This is a genomic window from Streptomyces malaysiensis subsp. samsunensis, from assembly GCF_024519315.1.
Taxonomy (GTDB): Bacteria; Actinomycetota; Actinomycetes; order Streptomycetales; family Streptomycetaceae; genus Streptomyces; species Streptomyces malaysiensis.
Genome location: NZ_JANIIC010000077.1, coordinates 1 through 24548, shown reverse-complemented (window position 1 = coordinate 24548; position 24548 = coordinate 1). Strand labels below are relative to the sequence as shown.

At 72.4% G+C, this 24548-nt stretch carries 21 protein-coding genes, 1 tRNA gene, 1 other RNA gene and 1 pseudogene; 17 read left to right on the top strand and 7 right to left on the bottom strand.

Annotated features, from left to right (window positions below):
- Positions 1-21 precede the first annotated feature (21 nt).
- From NQU54_RS41800 to NQU54_RS41780, 5 genes are all read left to right on the top strand, one after another.
- Complete coding sequence (locus NQU54_RS41800) at positions 22-1446, top strand: amidase (protein ID WP_257635563.1); 1425 nt, start codon at positions 22-24, stop codon at positions 1444-1446.
- 158 nt (positions 1447-1604) lie between these two features.
- Positions 1605-2870, top strand: a complete 1266-nt coding sequence (locus tag NQU54_RS41795) for an NAD(P)/FAD-dependent oxidoreductase (protein ID WP_257635562.1) — start codon at positions 1605-1607, stop codon at positions 2868-2870.
- 122 nt (positions 2871-2992) lie between these two features.
- Positions 2993-3451, top strand: a complete 459-nt coding sequence (locus NQU54_RS41790; RefSeq protein ID WP_167502299.1) for an SRPBCC family protein — start codon at positions 2993-2995, stop codon at positions 3449-3451.
- Between the two features lie 160 nt (positions 3452-3611).
- Entirely contained in the window at positions 3612-4391 is a 780-nt protein-coding gene (locus NQU54_RS41785; RefSeq protein WP_257635561.1) for an IclR family transcriptional regulator, read from the top strand.
- A gap of 95 nt (positions 4392-4486) precedes the next feature.
- On the top strand, positions 4487-5602 hold the full coding sequence (locus NQU54_RS41780; RefSeq protein WP_257635560.1) for a PP2C family protein-serine/threonine phosphatase: 1116 nt from the start codon (positions 4487-4489) through the stop codon (positions 5600-5602).
- A gap of 78 nt (positions 5603-5680) precedes the next feature.
- Here the strand turns inward: NQU54_RS41780 and gdhA are convergent, their stop codons facing one another.
- Entirely contained in the window at positions 5681-7027 is a 1347-nt protein-coding gene (gene gdhA / locus NQU54_RS41775) for an NADP-specific glutamate dehydrogenase (RefSeq protein WP_257635570.1), read from the bottom strand.
- A gap of 430 nt (positions 7028-7457) precedes the next feature.
- Between gdhA and NQU54_RS41770 the strand changes: the two genes are divergently transcribed.
- Positions 7458-8234 carry an ABC transporter ATP-binding protein gene (locus tag NQU54_RS41770; protein ID WP_257635559.1) on the top strand — a complete coding sequence of 259 codons (777 nt, stop codon included), beginning with the start codon at positions 7458-7460 and terminating at the stop codon, positions 8232-8234.
- Positions 8231-10795, top strand: a complete 2565-nt coding sequence (locus NQU54_RS41765) for an FtsX-like permease family protein (protein WP_257635558.1) — start codon at positions 8231-8233, stop codon at positions 10793-10795. The genes NQU54_RS41770 and NQU54_RS41765 overlap by 4 nt, the downstream gene beginning before the upstream one ends.
- Before the next feature lie 390 nt (positions 10796-11185).
- Here NQU54_RS41765 and NQU54_RS41760 read toward each other — a convergent pair whose 3' ends face one another.
- Both NQU54_RS41760 and NQU54_RS41755 read right to left on the bottom strand, forming a co-directional pair.
- On the bottom strand, positions 11186-11872 hold the full coding sequence (locus tag NQU54_RS41760) for a response regulator transcription factor (RefSeq protein ID WP_257635557.1): 687 nt from the start codon (positions 11870-11872) through the stop codon (positions 11186-11188).
- Positions 11860-13026: a sensor histidine kinase gene (locus NQU54_RS41755; protein ID WP_257635556.1), complete on the bottom strand. Its 1167-nt coding sequence runs from the start codon at positions 13024-13026 to the stop codon at positions 11860-11862. Before NQU54_RS41755 ends, NQU54_RS41760 begins: the two co-directional genes overlap by 13 nt.
- Positions 13027-13339: 313 nt before the next feature.
- Between NQU54_RS41755 and NQU54_RS41750 the strand changes: the two genes are divergently transcribed.
- Together NQU54_RS41750 and NQU54_RS41745 are read left to right on the top strand one after the other, a co-directional pair.
- Positions 13340-13507: a hypothetical protein gene (locus NQU54_RS41750; protein WP_167502293.1), complete on the top strand. Its 168-nt coding sequence runs from the start codon at positions 13340-13342 to the stop codon at positions 13505-13507.
- 284 nt (positions 13508-13791) lie between these two features.
- Positions 13792-14790, top strand: a complete 999-nt coding sequence (locus tag NQU54_RS41745; protein WP_257635555.1) for an SMP-30/gluconolactonase/LRE family protein — start codon at positions 13792-13794, stop codon at positions 14788-14790.
- A gap of 30 nt (positions 14791-14820) precedes the next feature.
- Here the strand turns inward: NQU54_RS41745 and NQU54_RS41740 are convergent, their stop codons facing one another.
- Entirely contained in the window at positions 14821-15378 is a 558-nt protein-coding gene (locus tag NQU54_RS41740) for a helix-turn-helix domain-containing protein (RefSeq protein ID WP_257635554.1), read from the bottom strand.
- A 61-nt stretch (positions 15379-15439) separates the two neighbouring features.
- On the opposite strand from NQU54_RS41740, the gene NQU54_RS41735 reads away from it, so the two are divergent.
- Complete coding sequence (locus tag NQU54_RS41735; RefSeq protein WP_257635553.1) at positions 15440-16384, top strand: alpha/beta hydrolase family protein; 945 nt, start codon at positions 15440-15442, stop codon at positions 16382-16384.
- A 77-nt stretch (positions 16385-16461) separates the two neighbouring features.
- Positions 16462-17355 (top strand): CPBP family intramembrane glutamic endopeptidase, encoded by an 894-nt coding sequence (locus NQU54_RS41730; protein ID WP_257635552.1) that lies wholly within the window; start codon positions 16462-16464, stop codon positions 17353-17355.
- A gap of 76 nt (positions 17356-17431) precedes the next feature.
- Here the strand turns inward: NQU54_RS41730 and NQU54_RS41725 are convergent, their stop codons facing one another.
- The 3 genes from NQU54_RS41725 to NQU54_RS41715 form a co-directional block, all read right to left on the bottom strand.
- Positions 17432-17782 (bottom strand): hypothetical protein, encoded by a 351-nt coding sequence (locus NQU54_RS41725; RefSeq protein ID WP_257635551.1) that lies wholly within the window; start codon positions 17780-17782, stop codon positions 17432-17434.
- The gene (locus NQU54_RS41720) at positions 17779-18066 is read right to left on the bottom strand and encodes a hypothetical protein (RefSeq protein WP_257635550.1); all 288 of its coding nucleotides are present in this window, start codon (positions 18064-18066) and stop codon (positions 17779-17781) included. The genes NQU54_RS41725 and NQU54_RS41720 overlap by 4 nt, the downstream gene beginning before the upstream one ends.
- Positions 18067-18701: 635 nt before the next feature.
- A tRNA-Ser gene (locus NQU54_RS41715) sits at positions 18702-18789 on the bottom strand.
- 741 nt (positions 18790-19530) lie between these two features.
- On the opposite strand from NQU54_RS41715, the gene NQU54_RS41710 reads away from it, so the two are divergent.
- The 6 genes and pseudogenes from NQU54_RS41710 to NQU54_RS41685 all read left to right on the top strand — a co-directional run.
- Entirely contained in the window at positions 19531-19941 is a 411-nt protein-coding gene (locus NQU54_RS41710; protein ID WP_257635549.1) for a hypothetical protein, read from the top strand.
- Positions 19938-20621: pseudogene (locus NQU54_RS41705) on the top strand (phosphatidate cytidylyltransferase); the annotation flags it as partial. The gene NQU54_RS41710 and the pseudogene NQU54_RS41705, both read left to right, overlap by 4 nt.
- Positions 20622-20640: 19 nt before the next feature.
- The gene (locus NQU54_RS41700; protein ID WP_257635572.1) at positions 20641-21126 is read left to right on the top strand and encodes a hypothetical protein; all 486 of its coding nucleotides are present in this window, start codon (positions 20641-20643) and stop codon (positions 21124-21126) included.
- 172 nt (positions 21127-21298) lie between these two features.
- Complete coding sequence (locus NQU54_RS41695) at positions 21299-22798, top strand: MFS transporter (protein WP_257635548.1); 1500 nt, start codon at positions 21299-21301, stop codon at positions 22796-22798.
- 180 nt (positions 22799-22978) lie between these two features.
- An RNA gene (gene ffs / locus NQU54_RS41690) (signal recognition particle sRNA small type) lies at positions 22979-23075 on the top strand.
- 140 nt (positions 23076-23215) lie between these two features.
- On the top strand, positions 23216-24548 hold a 1333-nt coding region (locus tag NQU54_RS41685), incomplete at its 3' end, for a DNA polymerase III subunit gamma and tau (RefSeq protein ID WP_257635547.1).

Below are 24548 nucleotides of genomic sequence, written 5' to 3'. Positions count from 1 at the left end.
CCGTGAGGAAGGCGAGCGACCGTGACGACGACCGATGACGATCTCTGCTTCAGGACCGCCCTGGACCTCGGCCATCTGCTGCGCACCCGCGAGCTGTCCGCGCGCGAGCTGCTCGAGGCCCATCTGGCCCGTATCGAACGGGTCAACCCCGCCGTCAACGCGATCGTCACCCTCGTCGCCGACCGCGCCCGCGAGGCGGCCCGGCAGGCCGATGAGCGGATCGTGGCGGGGGAGGAGCTCGGGCCGCTGCACGGGCTGCCCATCGCCCACAAGGACCTCCACGACACCGCGGGCATCCGCACCAGCCATGGCTCGCCGCTCGTCGACGGCGTGCCCGACCAGGACGATCTGCTGATCGAACGGATCCGGGCCGCCGGGGCGATCACCGTCGGCAAGACCAACGTGCCCGAGTTCGGGGCCGGTTCGCACACCTTCAACCCCATTTTCGGCGCCACCCACAACCCGTACGACCTGGGCCGCAGCGCGGGTGGCAGCAGCGGTGGCGCGGCGGCCGCGCTGGCCTCCGGCATGGTCCCGATCGCGGACGGCAGCGACACCGGCGGCTCGCTGCGCAACCCGGCCTCGTTCTGCAATGTGGTCGGTCTGCGCCCGTCGCCCGGGCGCGTCCCCAACTGGCCCTCCATGACCGCCTGGAGCACCCTCGGCGTCAAGGGGCCGATGGGCCGTACCGTGGCCGATACCGCCCTGCTGCTGTCCGCCATCGCCGGACCCGACGCTCGGTCACCGATCGCCCTGGAGGAGCCCGGCGTCCGTTTCGCCCGCCCCCTGGACCGCGATCTGACGGGGCTGCGGGTGGCCTGGTCGCCGGATCTCGGGGGGCTGGTGCCGGTCGAGCCCGAGGTGGCCGAGGCGGTCGTGTCGGCGGCGGAGGTCTTCACCGGCCTCGGCTGCGTCGTGGAGCGGGCCTGTCCGGACCTGGCCGAGGCCGAGGAGGTCTTCCGTACGCTGCGCGCCTCGGCGTTCGAGGTCGCCTTCGGCGCGCTCATGGACGCCCACCCCGACGGGCTGAAGCGGGCCATACGGGAGAACGCCGAGCAGGGGCGCAAGCTCAGCGGGCCGGACGTCGCCCGCGCGGAGGTGCTGCACACCCAGCTCTTCCACCGCGTCCGGGAGTTCTTCGGCCGCTATGACGTGCTGCTGCTTCCGGTGAGCCAGGTGGTGCCCTTCGACGTCGGGATCGAGTACCCGACCGAGATCGCCGGGGTGGCCATGGACGACTATCTGGACTGGATGCGCTCGGCGTATCTGATCAGCTCGACCGGCAGCCCGGCGCTGTCCGTACCGGCCGGGTTCACGCCCGGCGGGCTTCCGGTCGGGGTGCAGATCGTCGGGCCGCACCGGGCGGACTTCGCGGTCCTCCAGGTCGGCCACGCCTTCGAGCAGGCCACCGGGCACTGGCGACGGCGCCCGGCGGGCCTCGGGTAGCGGGGGGACCCCTCAGGGCCTCGGACAGCCGGGGCCATCGGTGCCTCGGGGGCGATCACGGCATCCGGCAGCCCGAGGGCGATCAGTGCGGCGGGCCGGTGCGGTGCCCGGCCCGTTCCACCGATGATGGCGTTTCACCCATGGGAAGGAGCGCATCCGTGCCCACTGCCATAGGTCCGTCCCGCCCACCGCGCAGCGCCGTCGTCGTCGGCGCAGGCATGGTCGGCCTCGCCACCGCCTGGTCGCTGCTGAACCACGGTGTCGAGGTCACCGTAGTGGAGCGGCGCCACCCCGCGGCCGGGGCGTCCTGGGGGAACGCCGGCTGGCTGTCCCCGGCCCTGACGCTGCCGCTGCCCGAGCCGGCCGCGCTCCGCTACGGGCTGCGCAGCCTGCTCTCCCCCGAGTCGCCCGTCTACATCCCGCCCCGGCCCGACCCCCGGCTCGCCCGCTTCCTGCTCACCTTCACCCGGAACTGCGCCCCGCGCCGCTGGCGGGTCCTGGCCGCCACCTTCGCCACGCTCGGCCGCCAGGCGCTGGACGCGTACGACACGCTCGCGGCGGACGGCGTCGCCGAGCCCACCCGGCCCGCCGAACCCTGTCTGATCGCCTTCCGCACCGCCGCCGAGCGTGCCGCGATGATCGAGGAGCTGGAGCAGGCCCGCGCGGCCGGTTTCACGATCGCGTACGAGCCGGTCGACGGGGACCGGGCCCGTGCGCTGGAGCCCGCGCTCGGCGACGCCATCGGCGCGGCCGTCGAACTCCACGGCCAGCGCTATCTGAACCCGGGGAACTTCGTGCGCGCCCTCGCCGACGCGGTGCGCGAGCGCGGTGGCGAGATCCTGGAGCGGACGGAGGTGTCCGGGATCCGGGACCTCGGGCGGGGCGTGGCCGTCACCACCTCCGGGGGCCAACTCCACGCGGATGTCGCCGTCGTGGCCACCGGCGCCTGGCTGGACGCGCTGGTCCGCCCGTTCGGGGTCCGGGTGCCGGTCCAGGCCGGACGCGGCTACAGCTTCAGCGTGCCGGCCGAGGGCGCCCCCACCCGGCCCACGTATCTGGCCGCCCAGAAGGTCGTCTGCACCCCGCTGGGCGAGGGCCGGGTGCGGGTCGCCGGGATGATGGAACTGGCGCCCGTGGAACGGCCGGTGGACCCGCGCCGGATCCGGGCGATCATCGCGGCGGCCCGTCCGCTGCTGCGCGGCATCGACTGGGCGGCCCGTACGGACACCTGGGTCGGCGCCCGCCCGTGCACCCCCGACGGACTGCCGCTGATCGGCCCGACCGGCTCCCCGCGGGTCTACGTCAACGGCGGCCACGGCATGTGGGGCGTGGCTCTCGGACCGCTCAGCGGACGGCTGCTGGCCGAGGCCATCGCGACCGGCACCTCCCCGGCCGAACTGGCCCCGCTGCATCCGCTGCGCTGAGCCGCCGCCTGCCGTCCACCCCCTCTCGGTCGCACAGACCGTCTGGGCGCGGCATGTTTTGGCCCTGCGGTCTCGGAAACCCGCCGTGCTGTGCGACGCGACAACGTCGAAAGGAGTCACCGATGAGCACCGTGCGGGAGTCCGTCGAGGTTGGGGTTCCGCTCCGCACCGCCTATGACCAGTGGACGCAGTTCACCGAGTTCCCGAGGTTCATGGAGGGCGTGGACCAGGTCAGCCAGGTGGACGATCGCCACAACCACTGGGCGACCTCCATCGCCGGTGTGCACCGGGAGTTCGACACCGAGATCGTGGATCAGCTTCCCGACGAGCGCATCGCCTGGCGCACCACCTCCGGTGATGTGCGGCAGCAGGGTCTGGTGACCTTCGAGCCCGTCGACGAGCGCCACACCCGGGTCAATCTGGCCATGGTCTTCGAGCCGAGCGGGATGGCGGAGAAGGCCGCGGACATGACCGGGACGCTCGACCGGCGGGTGAAGGGGGATCTGCGGAGGTTCAAGGACTTCATCGAGCGGCGCGGCGAGGCGGAAGGCGCCTGGCGCGGCCGGATCTCACCCGGCTGACCGCACCGGTCGCACGGTCGCACCGATCGCACCGACCGCACCGGTCCACCTGCCCGCGAGTGCACGCCCGCGAGGGCGTCGGCCACATCGGCCGGCGCCCTCGGCCGCGTCCGACCGCGCAGATCTTGCTCATCCCCTCTACCAGGAGCAAGCTGGACGTATGGGTGCTCAGGCGGCGCCTACGCTGATCACATCCGTACAGCGGGCCTTCCGGCTGATGGAGGCGGTGGGCGCGCACGAGGGTGGTGCGCCGGCCAAAAGGCTCGCCCGGGAGACGGGGCTGCCGCTCGCCACCACGTACCACCTGCTGCGGACGCTGGCGTACGAAGGCTATGTGCACCGGCTGGAGGACGGCGGCTTCGTGATCGGCGACAAGCTGCGCACCCTCGAGTCCGGCAGCCGGGACCAGGCGATGCTCTCCCGGATCCGCCCCACCCTGACCTCGCTGCGCGACGAACTCTCCGCCGCCGCCTACCTCACCTTCTACGACGAGGGCGAGATCCGGGTGGTGGAGATCGTGGACGGCCCGCAGGCGCCCCGGGTCGATCTGTGGGTGGGGTTCGAGGACGCCGGGCACGCCACCGCGCTGGGCAAATGCGTGCTGCGCGAGCTGGACGACGACGCCCGCCACGAGTACTTGTCCCGCCATGAGCTCGTCGATCTCACACCGCGGACCGTTACCCGCCCCGGCGATCTGCTGCGCCGGCTGGACTCCCCGACCAACAGTCCGCTGGTCGCGGACCTGGAGGAGTATGCCCTGGGCACGGTCTGTTTCGCGGTGCCGATCTACTACGGCGACCGGCTCGGCTCGCTCGGGATCTCGCTGCCCGCGGACCGGCTCGCGCGGCTGGCGAAGCTGGATCCGCACCGAGAGCTGTTCCGGACCCATCTGGTCCCGACGGCGAGCCGGGTGAGCAGGAACCTCTCGCTCACTATCTGAAAACGCGTCCCTTGCGGAATCTATCTAATCGCTGTTTCTCTGGATGAAACGGACACCCCCGGTATCACTCGTGGAAGAGAGCAGCGAAGCAGGTCATGTACCCGGCCCGACTCCGCCCGTACGACTCCGACCAGATGGAGGGCACAGGGCTCATCGCCCCCGCGGTCCCCGTATTCATCATCATTGGTGTGGCCCTGCTGGCCCTCGTCACCTCGGAGGGGCTCGGCTGGCTGCCCATGCTCGCCGTCGGCCCGGCGCTCGCCGCCGCCCACTGGGGGCCGTACGGGGTGATGCGCATCGGGCTGCTCGCCGTGGGGGTGGGTGCCCTGCTGGGCACCCAGGGCGAGGAGACGCTGCGCACCCAGGCGATCATACTGGCCACGCCCGCCGCCGTGGCCCTGGCGAGCTGTGGGGCCAGCGCCATGCGCCAGCGCCGTGAGCAGGTGCTCGCCGCCGTTCGCTCGGTCGCCGAGGCCGCCCAGAACGCCCTGCTCACGCCGGTGCCCGCCCAGGTCGGCCAGTTCCAGGTGGCCGTTCGCTACAGCGCCGCCGCCGCGGAGGCACGGGTGGGGGGCGATCTCTACGCCCTGCTGTCCACCCCGCACGGGGTCCGGCTGATCGTCGGCGATGTGCGCGGCAAGGGGCTGCCCGCGGTGAGCACCGCCGCGCTGGTGCTCGGCGTCTTCCGCGAGGCCGCCTACGACGAACGCGATCTGCTCGACGTCGTCGGCAGGATCGAGCGCAGCCTGGCCCGTAACCTGGCGCCCGACGACTTCGTCACCGCCGTGGTCGCCGGTTACCCCAGCGAGGGCCGGATGGAGCTCGTCAACTGCGGACACGCCCCGCCGCTGCTGTTCGGCGAGTCAGGGGTCAGCGCCGTCGAGCCCACCCGTCCGGCCCCGCCGCTCGGCCTGGCCTCCCTGGGCGGCGATCTGCCGAGCCTCCAGGTGGTGCCGTTCATCGAGGGTGACCAGCTGCTGCTCTACACCGACGGGGTCATCGAGGCGCGGGACCGCAGCCGCGAGTACTTCCCGCTGCTGGAACGGGTGCCGCGGCACATCTGCGACGAGCCGTCCCGCACCCTCGCCTCGCTCCACGACGAACTGCTGTCCCATGTGGGCGGCCGGCTCCACGACGACGCGGCGCTGCTGCTGCTCCGCAAGCCGGTGCTGGGCGCGGTGCGCGGGGCGGCCGAAATGCCGTCGATGTGATCCGCCGGTTGTGCCGACAGTATTGTCCGTATGGCCTCCGGCCTCTGCCGGTGATCGGCCCGGTCGCGCCCTACCGGCTCAGACGATGCCCTGGGCGGCCATCGCCTCCGCGACCCGCACGAACCCGGCGGCGTTCGCGCCCAGGGCGTAGTCGTCGGGGGAGCAGCCGTAGCGATCGGCGGTGGTGCGGCACAGGGTGTGGACCTCGGTCATGACGGCGGCGAGGCGGGCCTCGGTCTGGGCGAAGGTCCAGCGTTCGCGGGAGGCGTTCTGCTGCATCTCCAGGGCGGAGGTGGCCACCCCGCCCGCGTTGGCGGCCTTGCCGGGGCCGAAGAGCACATCGGCCTCCCGGAAGATCTCGATCGCCGCCGGGGTGCAGGGCATGTTGGCGCCCTCGGCCACGGCCAGTACGCCGTTCTTGACCAGGGTGATCGCGCACTGCTCGGTCAGCTCGTTCTGGGTCGCGCAGGGCAGGACGACCTCGCAGGGCACCTCGAAGACCGAGCCGCGGCCGGAGAAGACGGCGCCCGGCTTGGCGGTGGCGTAGGCGTCGATCCGCCCCCGGCGGACGTCCTTGATCTCCTTCAGCAGGGCGAGGTCGATACCGTCCGGGTCGACCACATGGCCGGAGGAGTCGGAGCAGGCCACCACCCGGCCGCCGAGGGCGTGGACCTTGTCGATCGCGTAGAGCGCCACATTGCCGGATCCGGAGACGACGACCGTAAGGCCGTCGAAATCCTTCTTACGGGTGCGCAGCATCTCCTGGGCGAAGTGGACGGTGCCGTAACCCGTGGCCTCGGTGCGCGCGTGTGAACCGCCCCAGCCGACCGGCTTACCGGTCAGCACACCGGCCTCGAAGCGATTGGTCAGCCGCTTGTACTGGCCGAAGAGATAGCCGATCTCACGGGCGCCCACACCGATGTCCCCGGCCGGCACATCGGTGTGCTCGCCCAGATGGCGGTGGAGTTCGGTCATGAACGACTGGCAGAACCGCATCACCTCGCCGTCCGAGCGCCCCTTGGGGTCGAAGTCCGCACCGCCCTTGCCGCCGCCGATGGCCAGACCGGTCAGCGCGTTCTTGAAGATCTGCTCGAAGCCGAGGAACTTCACGATGCCCAGATTGACGCTGGGGTGGAAACGCAGGCCCCCCTTGTAGGGGCCCAGCGCGCTGCTGAACTCCACCCGGAAGCCGCGGTTGACCTGGACCTCGCCGTCGTCGTCCACCCAGGGCACCCGGAAGGCGAGTTGCCGCTCCGGCTCGCACAGCCGCTCCACGATCCGGGCGTCCACATACTCCGGATGCGCGCCGAGCACGGGGGCGAGGGCCGGCAGTACCTCGCGCGCCGCCTGGTGGAACTCCGACTCCCCGGGGTCGCGGTGCACGATCTGCGCGTAGACGGCCTCGATACGGGCGCTGACGTCCATGGGTGCCTGGTGCCTCTCTGTGGTCTTCTGTCTCATATGCCGGTCCTGAGGGTGTCCAGGATCTTGTCCCCGGCGGGGTTCACCACGGCGGCGCGCCCGGATGTCGCCCGCGGACGGGGAAGTTCGGACGCGAGAGCGGACGGAGGACCGGATGCCGGACCGGGCGGAGGACCGGACGCGAGACCGGACCGCGGACCGGACGCGAGACCGGGCGGAACCGCGTGGAAGACCGGACGCAGCCGTGTGGAAGAGCGGACGGAACCGCGTGGAGGACCCGGCGATGGTGGAGTGGGCCCCACCCCCGGGCGGGGGTCCGTACCACTTCCAGTACGGGACCGCGCTCTCTGCCGCGCGGCCGCGCCCGTTTCTAGCGTTCTCGGTGACAGGCGGACCCGTTTGATCCGCCCGGACGTGACGGAGGGGCGGAGAGATGAACCGGCAGTGGCGCGGCCGCAGGACGGCGACCGTGGAGCGGACGGGGACCTGGCACCATGCGCTGGCCCTGGACGGGGTCACCAGGGAGTACCGGCCGGGGGTCATGGCGCTGCACCCCATCCATCTGACGGTGCCGCGCGGACGGTTCCTCGCGGTGATGGGGCCCTCGGGGTGCGGGAAGTCGACCTTGCTCCAGTGCGCCGCCGGGCTCGACCGGCCGACGGCGGGCACGGTGCGCATCGGCGGCACGGAGCTGTCCTCGCTGAACGAGGCGGCGCTGACCCGGCTGCGGCGGGAGCGGATCGGCTTCGTCTTCCAGGCGCACCATCTGGTGCCGTCGCTCACCGTGGCGGAGAACGTCTCCCTGCCGCTGATGCTCGGCGGTCGGCCCGTCGACGGCCGGGAGCGGCGGGCACTCGCGGCGGTCGGGCTGGGGGACCGGGGCGGCGCCCTGCCGTCGGAGCTGTCCGGCGGGCAGTGCCAGCGGGTGGCGATCGCCCGTGCGCTGGTGACCTCGCCCGACATCGTCTTCGCCGACGAACCGACGGGGGCGCTCGACCCCGCCGCCGCGGAGGAAGCGCTGACACTGCTGCGGCAGGCCGTCGACCGTGACGGCCATACGGTCGTCATGGTCACCCATGACCCGTTCGCCGCCGCCTGGGCCGACGAGGCGCTGTTCCTGATGCGGGGGAAGCTGGTGTGGCGGCAGGAGCGGCCGGAGGCGGCCGACATACGCCGCGTCCTGAAGGACCTGGGAGGGCGGACGGCATGAAGGTCGCCGCCCTGCTGGCCACTCGCGCCACTCGTGCCCACCGTAAGGCGTGGACCGCGGTCTTCGCCGCGCTCACCCTCACCTCCCTGCTGCTCGGCGCCTTCGGGCTGACCCTCGTCTCGGCCTGGAGCGCGCATCCGCGGGTGGAGCGGTACGCCGGGGCCGATCTCGTCGTGGCCGGCGACCAGACCACCCGCTTCAGCGCGGCGTCGCTGGGCGAACGCGAGACCGTGAGCGCCGGGCTCACCGAACGGGTCCGGATCCCCCGCACGGCGCTGACCGTGGTGCGCGGGGTGCCCGGGGTGCGGGCGGCCGTCGCCGACGTGGAATTCCCGGTGGGCCTCGTGGGGTCGGCGGCCACCGAGTCCGCCACCGGACGGCCCTGGGAGGCCGCCCGGCTGGCCCCCTACGCGCTACGGACGGGACGCGCCCCGCAGCGCGCGGACGAGGTGGTCGTGGCGGGCGGTGGCGGCCCCGAACGCGGCGGGGCGGACCGCGTCGGCCAGCGGCTGACGCTGCGCGTGGGCGGTCACGACACGGCGTACACCGTCGTGGGCGTCGCCGACGGCCCCCGTACCGCCGTCTGGTTCACCGGCGCCGAGGCCCGCCGTCTGTCCGGCCACCCGGAGGCGCTGGACGCCATCGGGGTCGTCGCCGAATCCGGCACGGGCGCGGGGGAGCTGGCCGGGCGGGTGCGGAAGGCCCTGGACACGGCCGGAGTCACCGACGTCGGGCACCGCGCGGACGGTGACCCGGCCACCGTGCGCGTCCTGACCGGGGACGACCGGGGCGAGGCCGAGTTCCTGGCCGCCGCGCCGGCCCGTGGTGAGCTGCTGGCGGCTCTGGGCTCCGTGGCCGGAGCCGTCGTCCTGGTGTCGTTGCTGGTGGTGTCGTCGACCATCGTCCAGGCGCTGCGTCAACGCTCCCATGAACTGGGCCTGTTGCGGGCGGTCGGCGCCACACCGGGGCAGCTGCGCGCAGCGGTGGGCCGGGAGGTGGGGCGGGTCGCGGCCTGGGCGGCGCTGGTGGGCGCGGCCGGGGCGGCCCCCGCGTACCTGGGGCTGCGCGCGCTGCTGGACGCGCGGGGCGCGCTGCCCACCGGACTCGAGCTGACGCTTCTCCCGCCGCTGTGGCTCACGCCCCTGGTCACCGCCGCCCTCACCGTCCTGGTGGCCCAGGTCGCCGCGCTCATCGGCGGCTCCAGGACCGCCACGGCGCGTCCGGCGGAGGCACTGCGCGAGCGGGCACCCGGCAGGGGGCGCGGTATCACCGGGCTGGTGCTGCTGGGCGTGGGCGCGAGCGCCGCCGGGACGGCCGCCCTTCAGCGGGGCGCGACCGCGGCGGCCGCGGCCGGGGCGGCGGCGGTGACCATGGTGATCGCCTGTGCGGTGCTCGGACCGTGGATCGCCGAGGGGGCGATGCGGCTGCTGGGCGCTCCGCTGCGGCTGTTCGGCCCCGGCGGCCGCCTCGCCGCCGCCAACTGCGCGGCGTCCGCACACCGGCTGGGCGCGGCGATCACCCCGATCGTGCTGGTCACCGCGTTCGCCGGGGTTCAGCTCTCCGGGGGCGCGACGATGACTCATGCGGGCGACGCCCAGGCCCGCCAGGTGCTGCGCGCCGACCTCGCGGTGCACGCGGACGGCGGGCTACCGGCCGGTGCGGTGGAACGGATCCGCGAGGTCCAGGGGGTACGGGCGGCGACGGAGATCGTCCCCGGCACGGTGCTGCTGGCGCGCAGCCAGCTCGGCGCGCCCGAACTGGAGCGGCTGCCGGTCTTCGGCGTCACCCCGGAACGGCTGACGAGCACCCTCGACCCGGGGCCGCGGAGCGGGGACCTCACCCGGCTGCGGCCCGGCACGGTCGCCGTCGGCGCCGACCGCGCGGACTCCCTCGGCGTACGGCCCGGCTCCACGGTGACCCTGCGGTTCGGCGACGGCCAGGAGGCCCGGCTGCGGGTCGTGGCGACGTACCAGCGCTCCATCGCGCTCGGGGACTTCCTCCTCTCCCGCGACGATCTGCTGCGCCACACGTCGATGCACGCGGCCTCCGGTGCGGGCAGGGTCCTGGTCGCGACCGCGCCCGATGCCGACCGTAAGGCCGTCACGAACGCGCTGGCGCGGGCGGTGCCCGGGGCCCGGGTGGAGCCGGACCCGGCGCCGGTGCGGGGTGAGGCGGCCGAGCAGGCGCTGGCCGAGGTGGTGTCGGTGGCGGTGGTCGGCGCGGTCGGCGGCTTCACGGTGATCGCCGTCCTGAGCACCCTCGCGCTCATCGCCACCGGACGCCGCCCCGAACTGAGGCTGCTGCGCCTGGCGGGCGCGGGCCGCGGCCAACTCCGCCGAATGCTCCGGCTGGAGGCGGCGGCCACGGTGGTGACCGGGCTGGTGGTGGGGGCCGCCGTGGCGTCCGTACCCCTGCTGGCCTTCAGCATGGCCACGACGGGCACGGTGCCGTACCTGCCCCCGGCGCAGGCCGCGGTGATCGTCTCGGTGGTCGTGGCGACGGCGGCGGCGGGGTCGCTGCCGCCGGTGTGGGGGACGTTGCGGGGGCGGTATCCGCGGTAGGGGTTTTCGGCTCCTCCGGGGATTGCGGTGCGGGGTGAGGGGCGGAGCCCCGGTGGGGGCGGGCCATGGGGGGCACGGTGCCGTACCCACCTCCGGTGGAGGCTGCGGTGATCGTCTCGGTGATGGTGGCGACTGCGGGGGCGGTATCCGCGGTAAGGCGGTCGAGGAGCGGGGTCCGGGGCGGAGCCCCGGCGGGGGTGTGGGGGCGGAGCCCCCACTTTCGGGAAGGGGCGGGGTGGGGAAAGCTACGGCTCACGCCGCCGCGGGCGGCACGGTCGCCGCGGGCGACGCCGACGCGGCCAAGGGCGCGAGCAGGGCCCGCCACGGGGTCACCGGGTCGGCCACCCGGTCGGCCGCCGGATCGGCCGGAGCCGCCCCGCCCGCCGCCGGTTACCGCCTACCGCCGCCCCTGTCCGCCGACTCCCCCTTGCCCGCCCCCTTGTTGAGATACGCCAGCACCGCCAGCACCCGCCGGTGCCCACTGTCGCTCGGCGGCAGGCCCAGCTTCGCGAAGACATTGCCGATGTGCTTGCTGACCGCGCGCTCCGAGACCACCAGCGTCCGCGCGATCGTGGTGTTGTCCCGGCCCTCCGCCATCAGATGCAGCACCTCGCGCTCGCGCGGCGTCAAGGAGTCCACCGGATCGTTCCGGCGCCGGGTCATCAGCTCCCTGACGACCTCCGGGTCCAGCGCCGTACCGCCCGCGACCACCCGCTCCAGCGCGTCCAGGAACTCCTCGACCCGCCCCACCCGGTCCTTCAGCAGATAGCCGAGCCCGCCCGCGCCATCGGCCAGCAGCTCGGCGGCGTAGGTCTCCTCGACGTACTGCGAGAGGACCAGCACCGGCAGACCGGGGATCTCCCGCCGCGCGGCGAGCGCCGCGCGCAGCCCCTCGTCGCGGAAGCCCGGAGGCATGCGGACGTCGAGCACGGCCGCGTCGGGGCGGTGTTCGAGGAGGGCGGGCAACACCTCGGGGCCGCTGGAGGCGACCGCCACCACCTCGTGCCCGGCGGAGTTCAGCAGCAGGACCATGCCCTCCCGCAGCAGAGCGTTGTCCTCGGCGATCACCACACGCACGGCAGCTCCACTTCGATCAGCGTCGGCCCCCCGACGGGGCTGGTCATCTCCACGGTTCCGTCGAGCGCCGCGACCCGGCGCCGCATGCCGAGCAGCCCGCTGCCGCCCGAGGGATCGGCCCCGCCCCGCCCCTCGTCCCGTACCGCGACCCTCAACCTATCGGCCAGCCGGACGAGGTGGACCGACGCCTGCCGCGCCCCGCTGTGCTTGGCCGCGTTGGTCAGCGCCTCCGCGATCACGAAGTACGCGGCCGCCTCGACCGCCGCCGGTGCCCGGGGCCCGTCCTCCACCCCGTCGTCGTGTACGGACACCTCGAGCCCGCTGCCCGCCGCGAGCGCCCTTACGGCGCCCACGAGTCCGCGGTCGGTGAGGATCGGCGGATGGATGCCGCGTACGACATGGCGCAGCTCGGTGAGGGCCTCCTCGGCCTGGTCCTGCGCGTCCTCCAGCAGCTTGTGCGCCGCGTCCGGGTCCTTCTCGTACGCGCGCCGCGCCAGCCCCACCCGCATCGAGAGCGCCACCAGACGCGCCTGCGTACCGTCGTGCAGGTCCCGCTCGATGCGCCGCAGCTCGGCCCCGTGCGCGGCGACGGCGCCCGCCCGGGTCTCGGACAGCTCCGCCACCCGCTCGGCGAGCCGGGCGCTGCGCAGCGCCTCCGGCGACGGCAGCAGCAGCGCCCGCGACCACGCCGCGTCGAGGTCGACGAGCCGCTCGATCAGCGGCAGCACCACGGCCCGCTGCTTCAGCAGCCCGCACCACACCCCGTCGATGAGCAGCCCCATCACCCACACCGGCATCGCGCAGCAGGCCAGCAGCCAGCCGTAGCCCGCGTGGGCCGCGAGCCAGCGCAGATCGCGGTACGTGGCCGGATCCCCGACCGACACCCGCGCCCGCTCGAACGCCTCCCCGGTCAGCGGCCGGTACGCCTCGGGCACCGGCTTCCCCGTCCAGCCGCCCACCCATCGCCGCTTGTACCCGGCGGTCTTGCGCAGCAGCAGCACCGACTCGGGCAGCACTCCCGCGCCCACGACGGTGGCCATGGCCACGGCGGCGAAGGTCACCACCGCGATGAACAAATACGAGGCCAGGGACAGCCCAGCCGCCCGCAGCAACTCGACCGAGGCCCGCCCGGCCCGCCGCACTGTCTCCCGCATGGTCGTCAGGCTAAGCGACCCGGTCGGCCCACGGGAGCCGAGTGCGCGCTCCGGCGGGGGAAGCCCGGGGTGTAGCGGGCTACACCATGGGTTCGGGGGCGCGGCCCATCGAGGCGGCGGTGCGAAACCGGGATCGTAGACATCAGCCAAGGAACGCCCGATCCACCACCCGACGCACCGCCCGATCCACCACCCGACGCACCGCCCGATCCACCACCCGACGCACAGCCCGATCCACCACCCGACGCACCGACCGATCCACCGACCGACGCACCGCCCGGCCCATCACGGGCCCATACGGAAGGAACCCCTCATGAAGTTCGTGCTCTGGCTGGTCCTCGCCATCGCCGCCGTCGTCAACGTCGCCTCCAGCTTCGCCTTCAGCGGCATCGAGCAGATGGTGATCAGCGGCGTCACCGGCCTCACCGCCATCGCCACCGCCACCGGCCTCTACCTGACCCGCGACCGCCGGGCCGCCTGAGCCCCGTGCGACGGCCGCTCCATTACCTCGCACAGGCCGCGCCGGGGGCCGGCGGGAGGGGAACCGGGCCGGGCGACACGTCGTTACGTACGAGGAACGACGCACCCCGTCGAGGGCGACGCACCCCGTGGCGCACCTCGTGAGGGGCGACGCACCCCGTAAGGAGCGAAGCGAGCGGAACGCGCCGCCGACGCCGAGTCGGCCGCGTCCACGCCCCGTACCCACGTAACCCGTATGAGTTCGCAGACCTGCCGTCACACCTACCGTCACGGAGGCCAGGAACCATGACCCGGAACCACCCCCACCCCTCCCGGCGCACCGTCCTCGGCGGTGGCGCCGCCGCCGCGCTCGCGTTAGCCGCCGCCCCAACCGCCGCCGCGGCGGCATCGGCCACTCCCGCCGCCCCGACCGGCTCGGCGACCGGTCCGGCCACCGCATGGCCGGCCGAGTTCCCGCTGCCCGACGGCTTCCTCCCCGAGGGCATCACCATCGGCGCGCGGCCGTACGCCTATATGGGCTCGCGCGCCAACGGCGCCGTCCGCCGCACCGACCTGCGCACCGGCGAGGGCGGGACGATCTACGCCGGCGCCCCCGGCACGGCGGCCGTCGGGCTGAAGGTGGACCACGACGGACTGCTCTACATCGCCGGTGGGGCCGGTGGAACCGCCACTGTGGTGGATACCCGCACCGGCCGTCTCCTCACCACGTACCAACTGACGGACTCCGCCGGTTGCTTCGTCAACGACGTCATCCTGCTCGGCGACCGCGCCTGGTTCACCGACTCACGTGACAGCGTCCTCCACGGCGTACCGCGCGGCCGCGAGAGCGGCGGCCGCCAGGGCGAGGTCCGCCGTCTGCCGCTGAGCGGCGACTGGGTGCAGACCCCCGATGTTCACAACGCCAACGGCATCGTCGCCACCCCCGACGGCCGGGGGCTGATTGTCGTCAGCAGCGTGCCCGGCAGGCTCTACCACGTGGACCTCGGCACCGGCCGCGCCACCGAACTCGCCCTCCACGGCGCGGACGACGTCGCCAACGGCGACGGTCTCGTCCGCATCGGCCGCACCCTGTATGTCGTCCAGAACCGGCTGAACCTCATCGGCGTGTTCGCCCTCGATCGCGCCGTCCGCTCGGCCACCCTGCGCCGTACGATCACCGACCCCCGCTTCGACGTCCCCACCACCGCCGCCCGCTGGCGCGACCGCCTGTACCTGGTCAACGCCCGCTTCACCAGCCCCCAGACCCCGGAGACCACCTTCAACGCGGTCGCGGTCCCCCTCTGACCCCACCCGCGGCCGAAGGCGCCGCCCCGCTCACGAGGGATCGGTCCCGGCATCGGGACCGGTGGCATTGTCGGGTACGACCACGAAGCTGATGATGTGGCGGGTGCGGCCGTCACCGGGGGCGGTGTGGGTGCGGCGGGCGACGGCGGCTTCGATCTCTTCGACGAGTTCGGCGAATTCGCCGTCGGTCAGCCATGCCGCGCCCTGCCGGTAGACGACACCCTCGCGGGCGGGATCGGCGTCGTCGCGGGCGAGGTAGCGGTCGAAGTCGGCCATCAGAGCCCCGGTGAACACGGTGAAGGACTGCCGGTGATCGTCCTTGGTCATGGCGGTGCGGGCGTCGGCGTCCACGACGGCTTTGTCCTGGCGCACCCGGTAGCTGCGTTCGACGGTGCCGCGAACCTGCCTTTCGTGGACCACTTCCAGGATGCCTGCCTGGGTGAGGGTGGCGATGTGCCGGTACATGGTGGCCGGCGGGACGTCGGGCAGCCGGTCGCGCAGCTGTGCGGTGGTCAGCTCGTCGGCGCCGACCAGAGTTTGCAGGATGCGCATCCGGACGGGGTGGAGGAGGAGGTTCGCGGTTGGCATGACTCCAATGCTCTCACATCTGATAACGTTCTCGTAGTTGAGAACAATGAGAGGCGGAGCCTTGCCCGACATCGACATGACGGTCACCGCGGACGACCAGACCCCTTTGGCCGGCACCCTGACGCTGCCTGTCGGCTCCGGCCCGCACCCCGCCGTCCTGCTCCTGCACGGCTCCGGCCCCCTGGACCGCGAGGGCAACACCCGTAAGGTCCGGATGAACCTCGGCCGACCGCTGGCCGCCGCCCTCGCGGCGGAGGGTGTCGCCGTGCTCCGCTACGACCGGCGTGGCGCCGGTGCCACCCCCGGCGCCTGGCGGGCCACCGGCTTCACCGACAACTACGAGGACGCGGCCGCCGCCCTGCGCGCCCTGGCCGACCACCCCACCGTCCGCCCCGACGCCGTCGGCGTCATCGGCCACAGCGAAGGCGCGCTGCACGCCATGAGCCTCGCCGCACGTCATGACGTGGGTGCGGCGGTGCTGCTGGCCGGTTACGCCCGTCCGGGAGAGGAGGCCCTGCGCTGGCAGGCCCGCTCGCTCGTCCAGGGCATGCCCGCCCCCGTCCGCCTCCTGCGGCGGCCCCTGGGGGCCCTGGGCGAGCGGGTCCTCGCCCGGATCAAGAAGACCCGTACGGACGTGGCACGCATCGCCGTCCCGGTCAACGCCCGCTGGATGCGCGAGAACCTCGCCCACGACAGCCGCGACGACCTGATCGCCATCCACGCGCCCGTCCTGGCCGTCACCGGCGACAAGGACCTCCAGGTGGACCCCGCCGACCTGGACGAGATGTGCCGACTGGTGCCGGGCGGAGCCGAGATCCACCGCGTCCCCGACCTCACGCACGTCCTGCGCCGCGACCCCGGGCGTCACACCCTCCGCTCCTACCGCCGCCTCCTGCGCGACCCGGTCGACCCGGACCTCCTGAACCTCATCACCACCTGGCTCGCCCGCCAACTGGGCGTGGTCCCCGGGCGGATGCGCGCCGAGGGGCGAACCTTCTCCTCCTGATCCCGGCCCCCGCGCGCACGACCGCCCCCCGCGTACGCGAGACCACCCAACGGACACCTGACACAGGGAACTTTGGCATGCCTGCTTCAACCTCCGCCGTATCCCCCACTTCGCCGACGTCCTTCGCGGCCCCCTCCCCTCCCGACCGCCGCCGAAGCGACCTGATCCTGTTCATGGCCATCGCCTTCGGCGTGAGCTGGGCATCCTGGTCCACGGCGATCGGGCTCGGCGGATCGGCGACACAGGCCCCCACGGCCCTGCCCTACCTCTTCGGCGCGTTCGGTCCGTTGATAGGCGCCCTGGTGATCCGGGTCCGCCGCGGCCGCCGCGGTGAGCCCGCCCCCGAACACGTGGTCCGGTTCCGACGGACCACCCTGTTCTGGGTGCCACCGCTCCTGGCGCTGGCCTCGGCGACCGTGCTGTCGGCCGCACTGCTGGCGCACGCGGCGGGCGGCCCCGCACTGAGCTGGGAGGACGCGAAGGAAGTGATGCGGGACGCCGGCGGTCCCGCGGCGTTCCTCATCAGCATGGTGATCTCAGGCCCACTGTCCGAGGAACCAGGCTGGCGCGGCACCGCCTACCCGAGGATGCGCGCGTCGATGGGTCGCTTCCGGGTCGGCCTGGTGCTGGGCGTCATCTGGGCCGTATGGCACCTGCCGCTGTTCTTCATCGACGGAACCGTCCAGAACGAACTGGGCCTGAAGTCCCCGAGCGGCGTGCTCTTCGCCGTCAGCACCATCCCGATGGCCATGCTCACCGCCTGCGCCTACGAACGCGCCGGAGTCGTCGCGTCGATCGCGGTCCATTTCGCGGTCAACACGACGATGGTCCTACTGGACGTCAAGGCCCCCGTCACCCAGGCCATGATCATCGGAGTCCAGACCATCGTGGCAACACTCCTCCTGACCACCAGCCGCCCAACCAGCCACCCCACCGCCCTCGCGACGGGTGATGGCCCCGGGGTGCGATGAGCGCGAGGTGGGCGACGTCGGAAGGGCGGGACCCGGTGAGGGGGTCCCGCCCTTCCGAGTCGTTGTGGTCAGGAGCTCATGGCCGCGGTCCGGACCAGGCGGCTCCCTCGGGGTCTTTGACGTCGTCGTCAGGCAGGAGCCCTTGTGCGGGGGGCGGGTCGATGGCGGCGGTGGGGTTGGTGCATCCGGGGACGCTGCCTTCGGGGGCGCAGTTGTCCGGGGTGTTGTCGACGACCTTGGTGTTGGTGAGCGTCACCTGACCGTTCGACTGGTTGTCGATGCCGCCGCCCGCGGTGATCGCCGTGTTGCGCGTGACCAGGCTGTCGACGAGTGTGGCGGGGCTGGCGAGGTTCGAAAGGCCCCCGCCTCGCACGGCGATGTTGTCCTTGAGAGTGGTCGACTTCAGGATCAGGGTGGAGCCGTTCACGTTGCGGATGCCGCCACCCTGTCCTTGCCGGAGATGGTCACATCCCCGGTGATCTCCGGGAGCCCATCGTCCGGGTTGTTCGGTGCGGTCAGTGTGTAGGTGCAGCGGGACACGAGGGTGATGCGGCCACCGTTGGCGTTGGCCTGGTTGATGGCGTTCACCAGGCCGGGGATGTCGTTGCACTCCACTTGAACGTCTTGAACGTCGTCGGCCGAGTCGGCTGCGTCGGCCGATCCGGCCGGCAAGACCACAAGCGACAGTCCCGCACCGACCGCGACGGTCACGGCGCCGGACCGCGAAATGATCCTCATCGTTACGCCTTCCTCAGCGCTGGGGTGAAGCGGCGCATCACCGGCACGCAGCGACCATGCTGGTCAGCCGGGATGACAAGATGACGTGTCATGTTTAACCGAAAGTGATCGCGAGCTCACGCGGAGTGCCGTCAAACGGTTTCCGGCCTTGGCGGCCCTCGTCCTGGGAAAGGCATGCTGCTGGTGGATGGCTTACCTCTGGGCTTTGCCCGCCACGGGCTTTATTCGGCGCGGATGCCTCTTCAATCCGTGCTGTGCCGCCACTGTCCAGACGCCTTTGTCGCGCAGTTTCTCCATGGCTCCGCTTCCCCGGGGCCTCTCGCCGGAGAGCTTGTCCGGGCGCTGTCCTGACCGGGGGGCGGGTGGGGGTGCCAACTGCCCTCTACCGGAGGTAAGTCATGAGTCAGGTCCTGCTCCTCGGCATCCCGGACGTCGTGATCGACGCGATCTTGGGATGGGGCCCGGGGTGCGGTGCGGGCGCGGGCCCGGTGCGCGTCACTGACGAGTCGGCGGTGCGCTCCGGGGGCCGCCTGAGGCCGACCGGGAGGGAAACCGGGACGGACATACGCCAGAGGGCCGGGCCGCTTTCGCGGCCCGGCCCTCTGAGCTGGCGGAGGATACGAGATTCGAACTCGTGAGGGGTTGCCCCCAACACGCTTTCCAAGCGTGCGCCCTAGGCCTCTAGGCGAATCCTCCGTGGGACACTCTACCCCACTTGGTGAGGTGCGCTGACACGGCCGGTGGGGCGTACCGGGGGCCCTGTGGGGCGCGCCACATTGTCGGTTCGAGGGAGTCAATGTCCGGCGGAATCGAGATAAACCGGACGTGCTTCTTTGAGTGATGGTCGGTGGGAGTGGCCTCGGGATTACGTCCGGGGTGGTCGTCGCCGGATGTGGGTGCGGGGGTGGGCGCGGAGATGGGTGTGCGGTCCGTAGCGGGCGATTTCAGGGAAAAGCGCTGCTCGTCGGGTCGAGGCTGCCTCGCCATCCATTCGGGGATTCGTCGGGTACCGGGTCGGTGCGGGTCGGGGAATCCGATGCGGAAACGGGGATTGAGGATGTCTGTAAAGCGTGGGCTCTGGTGTATTCACTAGCGCCGTAAGCGCATCTCTGGTGCATCCACTAGCTTAGGGATTGGTGGTGCCAATTTGTTCACCCGCTTGTTATCGTCTGGCCATGAATGGGCTGTACGCGCTTAAACCGTGGTTCGCCCGCCGATTAACCCTGCTCCGGCGGAAGTTGATCCGGAGCGGCGTCTCTCCGAATGCGGTCACCTTTGCGGGAATGCTCTGTGCGGGCGCTGCCGCGGCATCTTTTGCCCTGCTGCCCGCTCCCTGGGCCGTGGTTCCCGTTGTGGTTTTTCTGACGGCACGGTTGGCCCGCGAATCTCGACGGCTCCATTGCCAGGGAAACCGGAAAGCAGACCCGCCTGGGTTCGTTGCTGAATGAAATCGGTGATCGAGCGGCGGATCTCCTGGTGATTCTGGGATTTCTGCCGCACATATCGCCTTCGCTCGTACTCGGTGCGCTGCTGGCCAGTTCGGCGCCGTCATGGATCTCCATCGCCGGGGCCGCGGCCGGGGTGCGGAGAATCAACGGCGGTCCGATGGGGAAGACCGAGCGCTGTCTCGTCGTCGCGGTCGCCGCGGCGTCCGGGTGGTATGTGCCCGCCGCGGTGGTGATCGTGGTCGGTTCCGCGTTGACCGCCGGTGTGCGGCTGTTTCAGGTTGTGGCGCTCTGCAATAGCCGTGCCGGTGAGAGTGGCCACGCCGGTGAAAGTGGTCGTAGCGGCGAGAGCGGTCGTGTTGGTGAGGATCGTGAACACGGTCCTCTGAGTACTCGGCTGTGACCCCTTTCGCGGGTCCGCTTCCACCGGAGCTGGCGCGGGCCGTACCGCTCCTCGCCGGGACGCTCACCGTGAGCGGCCTCGCCCTTCTCTTCGTCCGCAACGTCGAACTGCGCCGTCGCTGGCGGACCTGGTGCGTCACCGCGCTGATCGTCTGCGGGACGCTGGCCTTCGGCGCGCCCGGGGCCGCTCTGTTCGCGGCCGGGCTCGCCGTGGTGGGTTCGATCGAGTATGTGCGGTTGATGGGTCTGCGCCGCGCCGACGGCGCCTTGTTGGTGTGTGCCGGGGTGCTTCTGCCCCTCGTCGCCTGGCTGCGCCCCGGAGCGCTCACGCTGCCCATGGCCGGTGTCCTGCTCTGCGCCGCCGCGCTGCCGCCTCTGGTGGGCCAGGACGTGGCCCATGGCGCCGACCGCGCGGTCAGGACCACCTTCGGCCTCATCTGGCTGCCCCTCGCCCTCACCGGACTGGTGTTCCTGGGGGACCTCGCCATCGCGATCTGCGTCAGCGTGGCCTTCGCGGATGTGGGCGGCTGGTGCGGCGGACGGGCGCTGGGTCGCTCCGGACCCCTGAGCCGTCCGCTGTCCTCGCTCTCACCGGCCAAGACCTGGGGCGGAGTTGTGGGCTCCGCCGCACTGTCCGGTCTGGCCCTGTGGGCCATGGACGCCTGGACTCCGCTGCGGTGGCTCGCCGTGCTGTGCGGCTGTGGCGCTGAGCTGGCCGCTGCTGCCGGAGCTCGTGCTCGCCGTGCTGTGCGTCGCCGCGCCCAGGGCGGGGCTGCGGCTGACCGTGAGCGCCGCCGTGGCCAGCGTCGCGGGCGGTCTGGTCGCGCTCGCGCTGTACTCGGGGACTTCCGTCGAGCTGCCCCAGCCGCTGACCACCACCCGCATGCACACCACGGCGCAGAACGAGATCCGCTCGGAGGGCGCCCGCGCGGTACGGCACCACCCCGCGAGCGGTATCCCCTACAAGGTGTACGCGGCCGAGGCGGGGCGTGCCGGGGCGCCCGCGGGCGAGTGGGTGCTGCGGTCCACGGCCGCGCGGGGGGAGCGCATCGTCGGCGTCGGGCTCGTACTCACGTTGATCGGCGTGCTCACCCAGCGTTGGCGGCGTTTCTTCCCGCAGTACCTGATCTTCGTGGGGGTGGCCTTCGTCGCGTTGTTCACGCTGGTCATCGGCTCGTGGCGGTGACCCGTGCCCCCTTCGGACGGCCATCGCGCCCCTGCCGTACGCCCTGCCGACGTGCCCCTGCCGCACGCCCCGCCGACGTGGCGTCCGCGGCCGGCGGACCCGACAAGCCGTGTACAGCCGTGTACAGCCGTGTGAGGACGACCCCGACCGCCGTATGAGGAGCCGCGCGCCGATGTCCAGCCTGTCCACCCGACCCACCTCGTCCCCGCCCACCTCGTCCCCGCCCACCTCGTCCATGCCGTCCGTCCCGTCCGCCCCGCAGGCGACGACCCCGGTCGTGTCCGCCCCATCGGTACCGGACCGGGATGCCCGCCGCATCCTGGCGTTGACCAGCCTCGGCGTGTTCATCGTCTTCCTCGACACCACGATCGTGAATGTCGCCTTCGACACGATCAGCACCAGCTTCGACGCCGGGATCACCCGCCTGGTGTGGGTCCTCAACGCGTACACCCTGGTCTTCGCCGCGTTCCTGATCCCGGCCGGGCAACTGGCCGACGCCTACGGCCGTAAGCGCCTGTTCCAGATCGGTCTCGTGGGCTTCGCGCTCAGCAGTGCCCTGTGCGGTCTCGCCCCCGGGCTCGGCGTGCTCATCGCGGCACGGGCGGCCCAAGGTGTCTTCGGCGCCATCATCGTTCCGGCCTCATTGGCGCTTCTCCTGCCCGCGTTCCCCCTGGAGCGCCGGGCCACGGCGATCAGCACCTGGGGTGACATGGCGGCCGTCGCCACCGCGATCGGCCCGACCCTGGGCGCGCTCCTGATCGAATACACCACCTGGCGCTGGGTCTTCCTGCTCAACGTCCCCGTCTGCCTGCTCACCGCCGCCTGGGGCGCACGCCTGCTGACCGAGACCCGCGGCTCCCGGAACGGAGGCTTCCCCGACCCCCTCGGCGTCGCCATGAGCGCCGCGGCGCCCGCCCTGCTCAGCTTCGCCGTCATCTACGGCCCGCGCCTGGGGTGGGACGACCCGCGTGTCCTGGCGACCGCGGTGGCCGGTGTCGTCCTGATCCCGCTGCTGATCCTGCGGTCCCGGCGCGCCGTGCGGCCGGCACTCGACCTGAGCCTGTTCCGGATTCGTAACTTCCAGGCGTCCAATGTCGCCACGCTGGTCTTCTCCGTGGCCTTCTTCGCCGTTCTGCTCTCCAGCCTGCTGTTCCTCCAGAACGTCTGGCACTACTCCGTGCTGAAGTCCGCACTGGCCGTCAGCCCCAGCGCACTCGTCACCGCGCTCGTGGCCCCGCTGGCCGGCCGGCTGGCCGAACGATTCGGCTACCGCCCGGTCTTCGTCACCGGCGCCCTCTTCTACGCCGCGGGCGCCGCCGCTCTCGCCCTGCGCACCGGCGCCTCGCCGCACTGGGCCGCGCACTGGCTTCCCACCCTCGTGCTCAACGGCATCGGGGTCGGCCTGGCCCTCTCCACCCTCAACAGCGCCGCGGCGAAGGCGCTGCCACCGGAGCGCTTCGGTGTCGGCACCGCGATCAACAACAGCTTCCGGCAGCTGGGCGCCCTGCTCGGCGTCAGCGTCTTCGTGGCCGTCCTGGGGACGCCGACCAGCGCGACGATCCTGGGGGACTACCACCGTGTCTGGTGGGTGCTGGCCGTGATCCCTGTGATCAGCGCGGGAACGTACCTCGCCACACATCGCGAGCCGGAAGCCCCGGAAGCCACCGGATGACGCCTGCCGGGGCCGCCCCGCCCTGGGGACGCCCTTCCGCGGGGCCGTCCCTTCCGCGGGCCGCCCCGCCCCAGCGGTGTGCCCCACCGGCCTTCGGCCGAATCCTGGCCGAAAACGGTCCACGACCGGAAGGGGCACCCGCGAAGTCGTTCGCACCCCGGTCGATCCGCTAAGGTGGGGCGCAGCCCCTCACGTGGCGCTATCTCACCGAACTCCCCCAGGGCCGGAAGGCAGCAAGGGTAAGTGGGCTCTGGCGGGTACGTGGGGGGCCCTTCGCGTCTGAGGGCCTTGTGTGTCTGGGGTCCTTCGCGTCCGGGGGCCGTTTGCGTCTGTGGGGGCCGCGGGCGGGCCGGGTGCGTGGGGTGTGCGGGTGCGGGTGTGGTCTCGTTGTCCGTGGTCCCCGATATCGTCGTAAGCGTGTCGTCCCTTGCGCTGTACCGCCGCTACCGCCCCGAGACCTTCGCGGAGGTCATCGGGCAGGAGCATGTCACCGGCCCGTTGCAGCAGGCGCTGCGCAACAACCGGGTCAACCACGCGTATCTGTTCAGCGGTCCCCGCGGGTGTGGCAAGACGACCAGTGCGCGCATCCTGGCCCGCTGTCTGAACTGTGAGAAGGGTCCCACCCCGACGCCCTGCGGCGAGTGCCAGTCGTGCCAGGACCTCGCGCGGAACGGACCGGGGTCGATCGATGTGATCGAGATCGACGCCGCGTCCCACGGTGGTGTGGACGACGCCCGTGAGCTGAGGGAGAAGGCGTTCTTCGGGCCCGCGTCGAGTCGTTACAAGATCTACATCATCGATGAGGCCCATATGGTCACCTCGGCGGGGTTCAACGCCTTGCTGAAGGTGGTCGAGGAGCCCCCGGAGCACCTCAAGTTCATCTTCGCGACCACCGAGCCGGAGAAGGTCATCGGCACCATCCGGTCGCGTACGCACCACTATCCGTTCCGGCTCGTGCCGCCCGGGACGCTCCGCGACTATCTGGGAGAGGTCTGCGGACGCGAGGCGATCCCGGTCGAGGACGGGGTGCTGCCGCTGGTGGTCAGGGCCGGGGCCGGGTCCGTGCGGGATTCGATGTCGGTGATGGACCAGTTGCTCGCGGGTGCGAGCGACGACGGCGTGACCTACGCCATGGCGACCTCGCTGCTCGGCTATACGGACGGCTCGCTGCTCGACTCGATCGTGGACGCCTTCGCGGCGACCGACGGGGCGGCGGCGTTCGAGGTCGTCAACCGCGTGATCGAGGGGGGCAACGACCCCCGGCGCTTCGTCGCCGATCTGCTGGAGCGGCTGCGCGATCTGGTGATCCTTGCCGCCGTGCCGGACGCGGCGGAGAAGGGGCTCATCGACGCCCCCGCCGATGTGGTGGAGCGGATGCAGGCGCAGGCGTCGGTCTTCGGCGGCGCCGAGCTGAGCCGTGCGGCGGACCTGGTCAACGAGGGCCTGACGGAGATGCGCGGCGCCACCTCGCCGCGGCTCCAGCTGGAGCTGATCTGCGCCCGGGTGCTGCTGCCCGCCGCCTTCGATGACGAGCGCTCGGTGCAGTCGCGCCTGGAGAGGCTGGAGCGCGGGGCACTCGCGGGCGGCCTGGGCGGTGGTGGCGGTGCCGGTGTCGGCGGTGCTGCCGGTGGTGGTGTCGCGGGGCCGGCTGGGCCCGGACCCCCCATGGGGGACGTGCCGGGGCCCGACGCCCACGCCCCCCCCGCGCCCCCCACCCCCCCCGCCTCCCCCGGCGCCACTGCACCGAGCG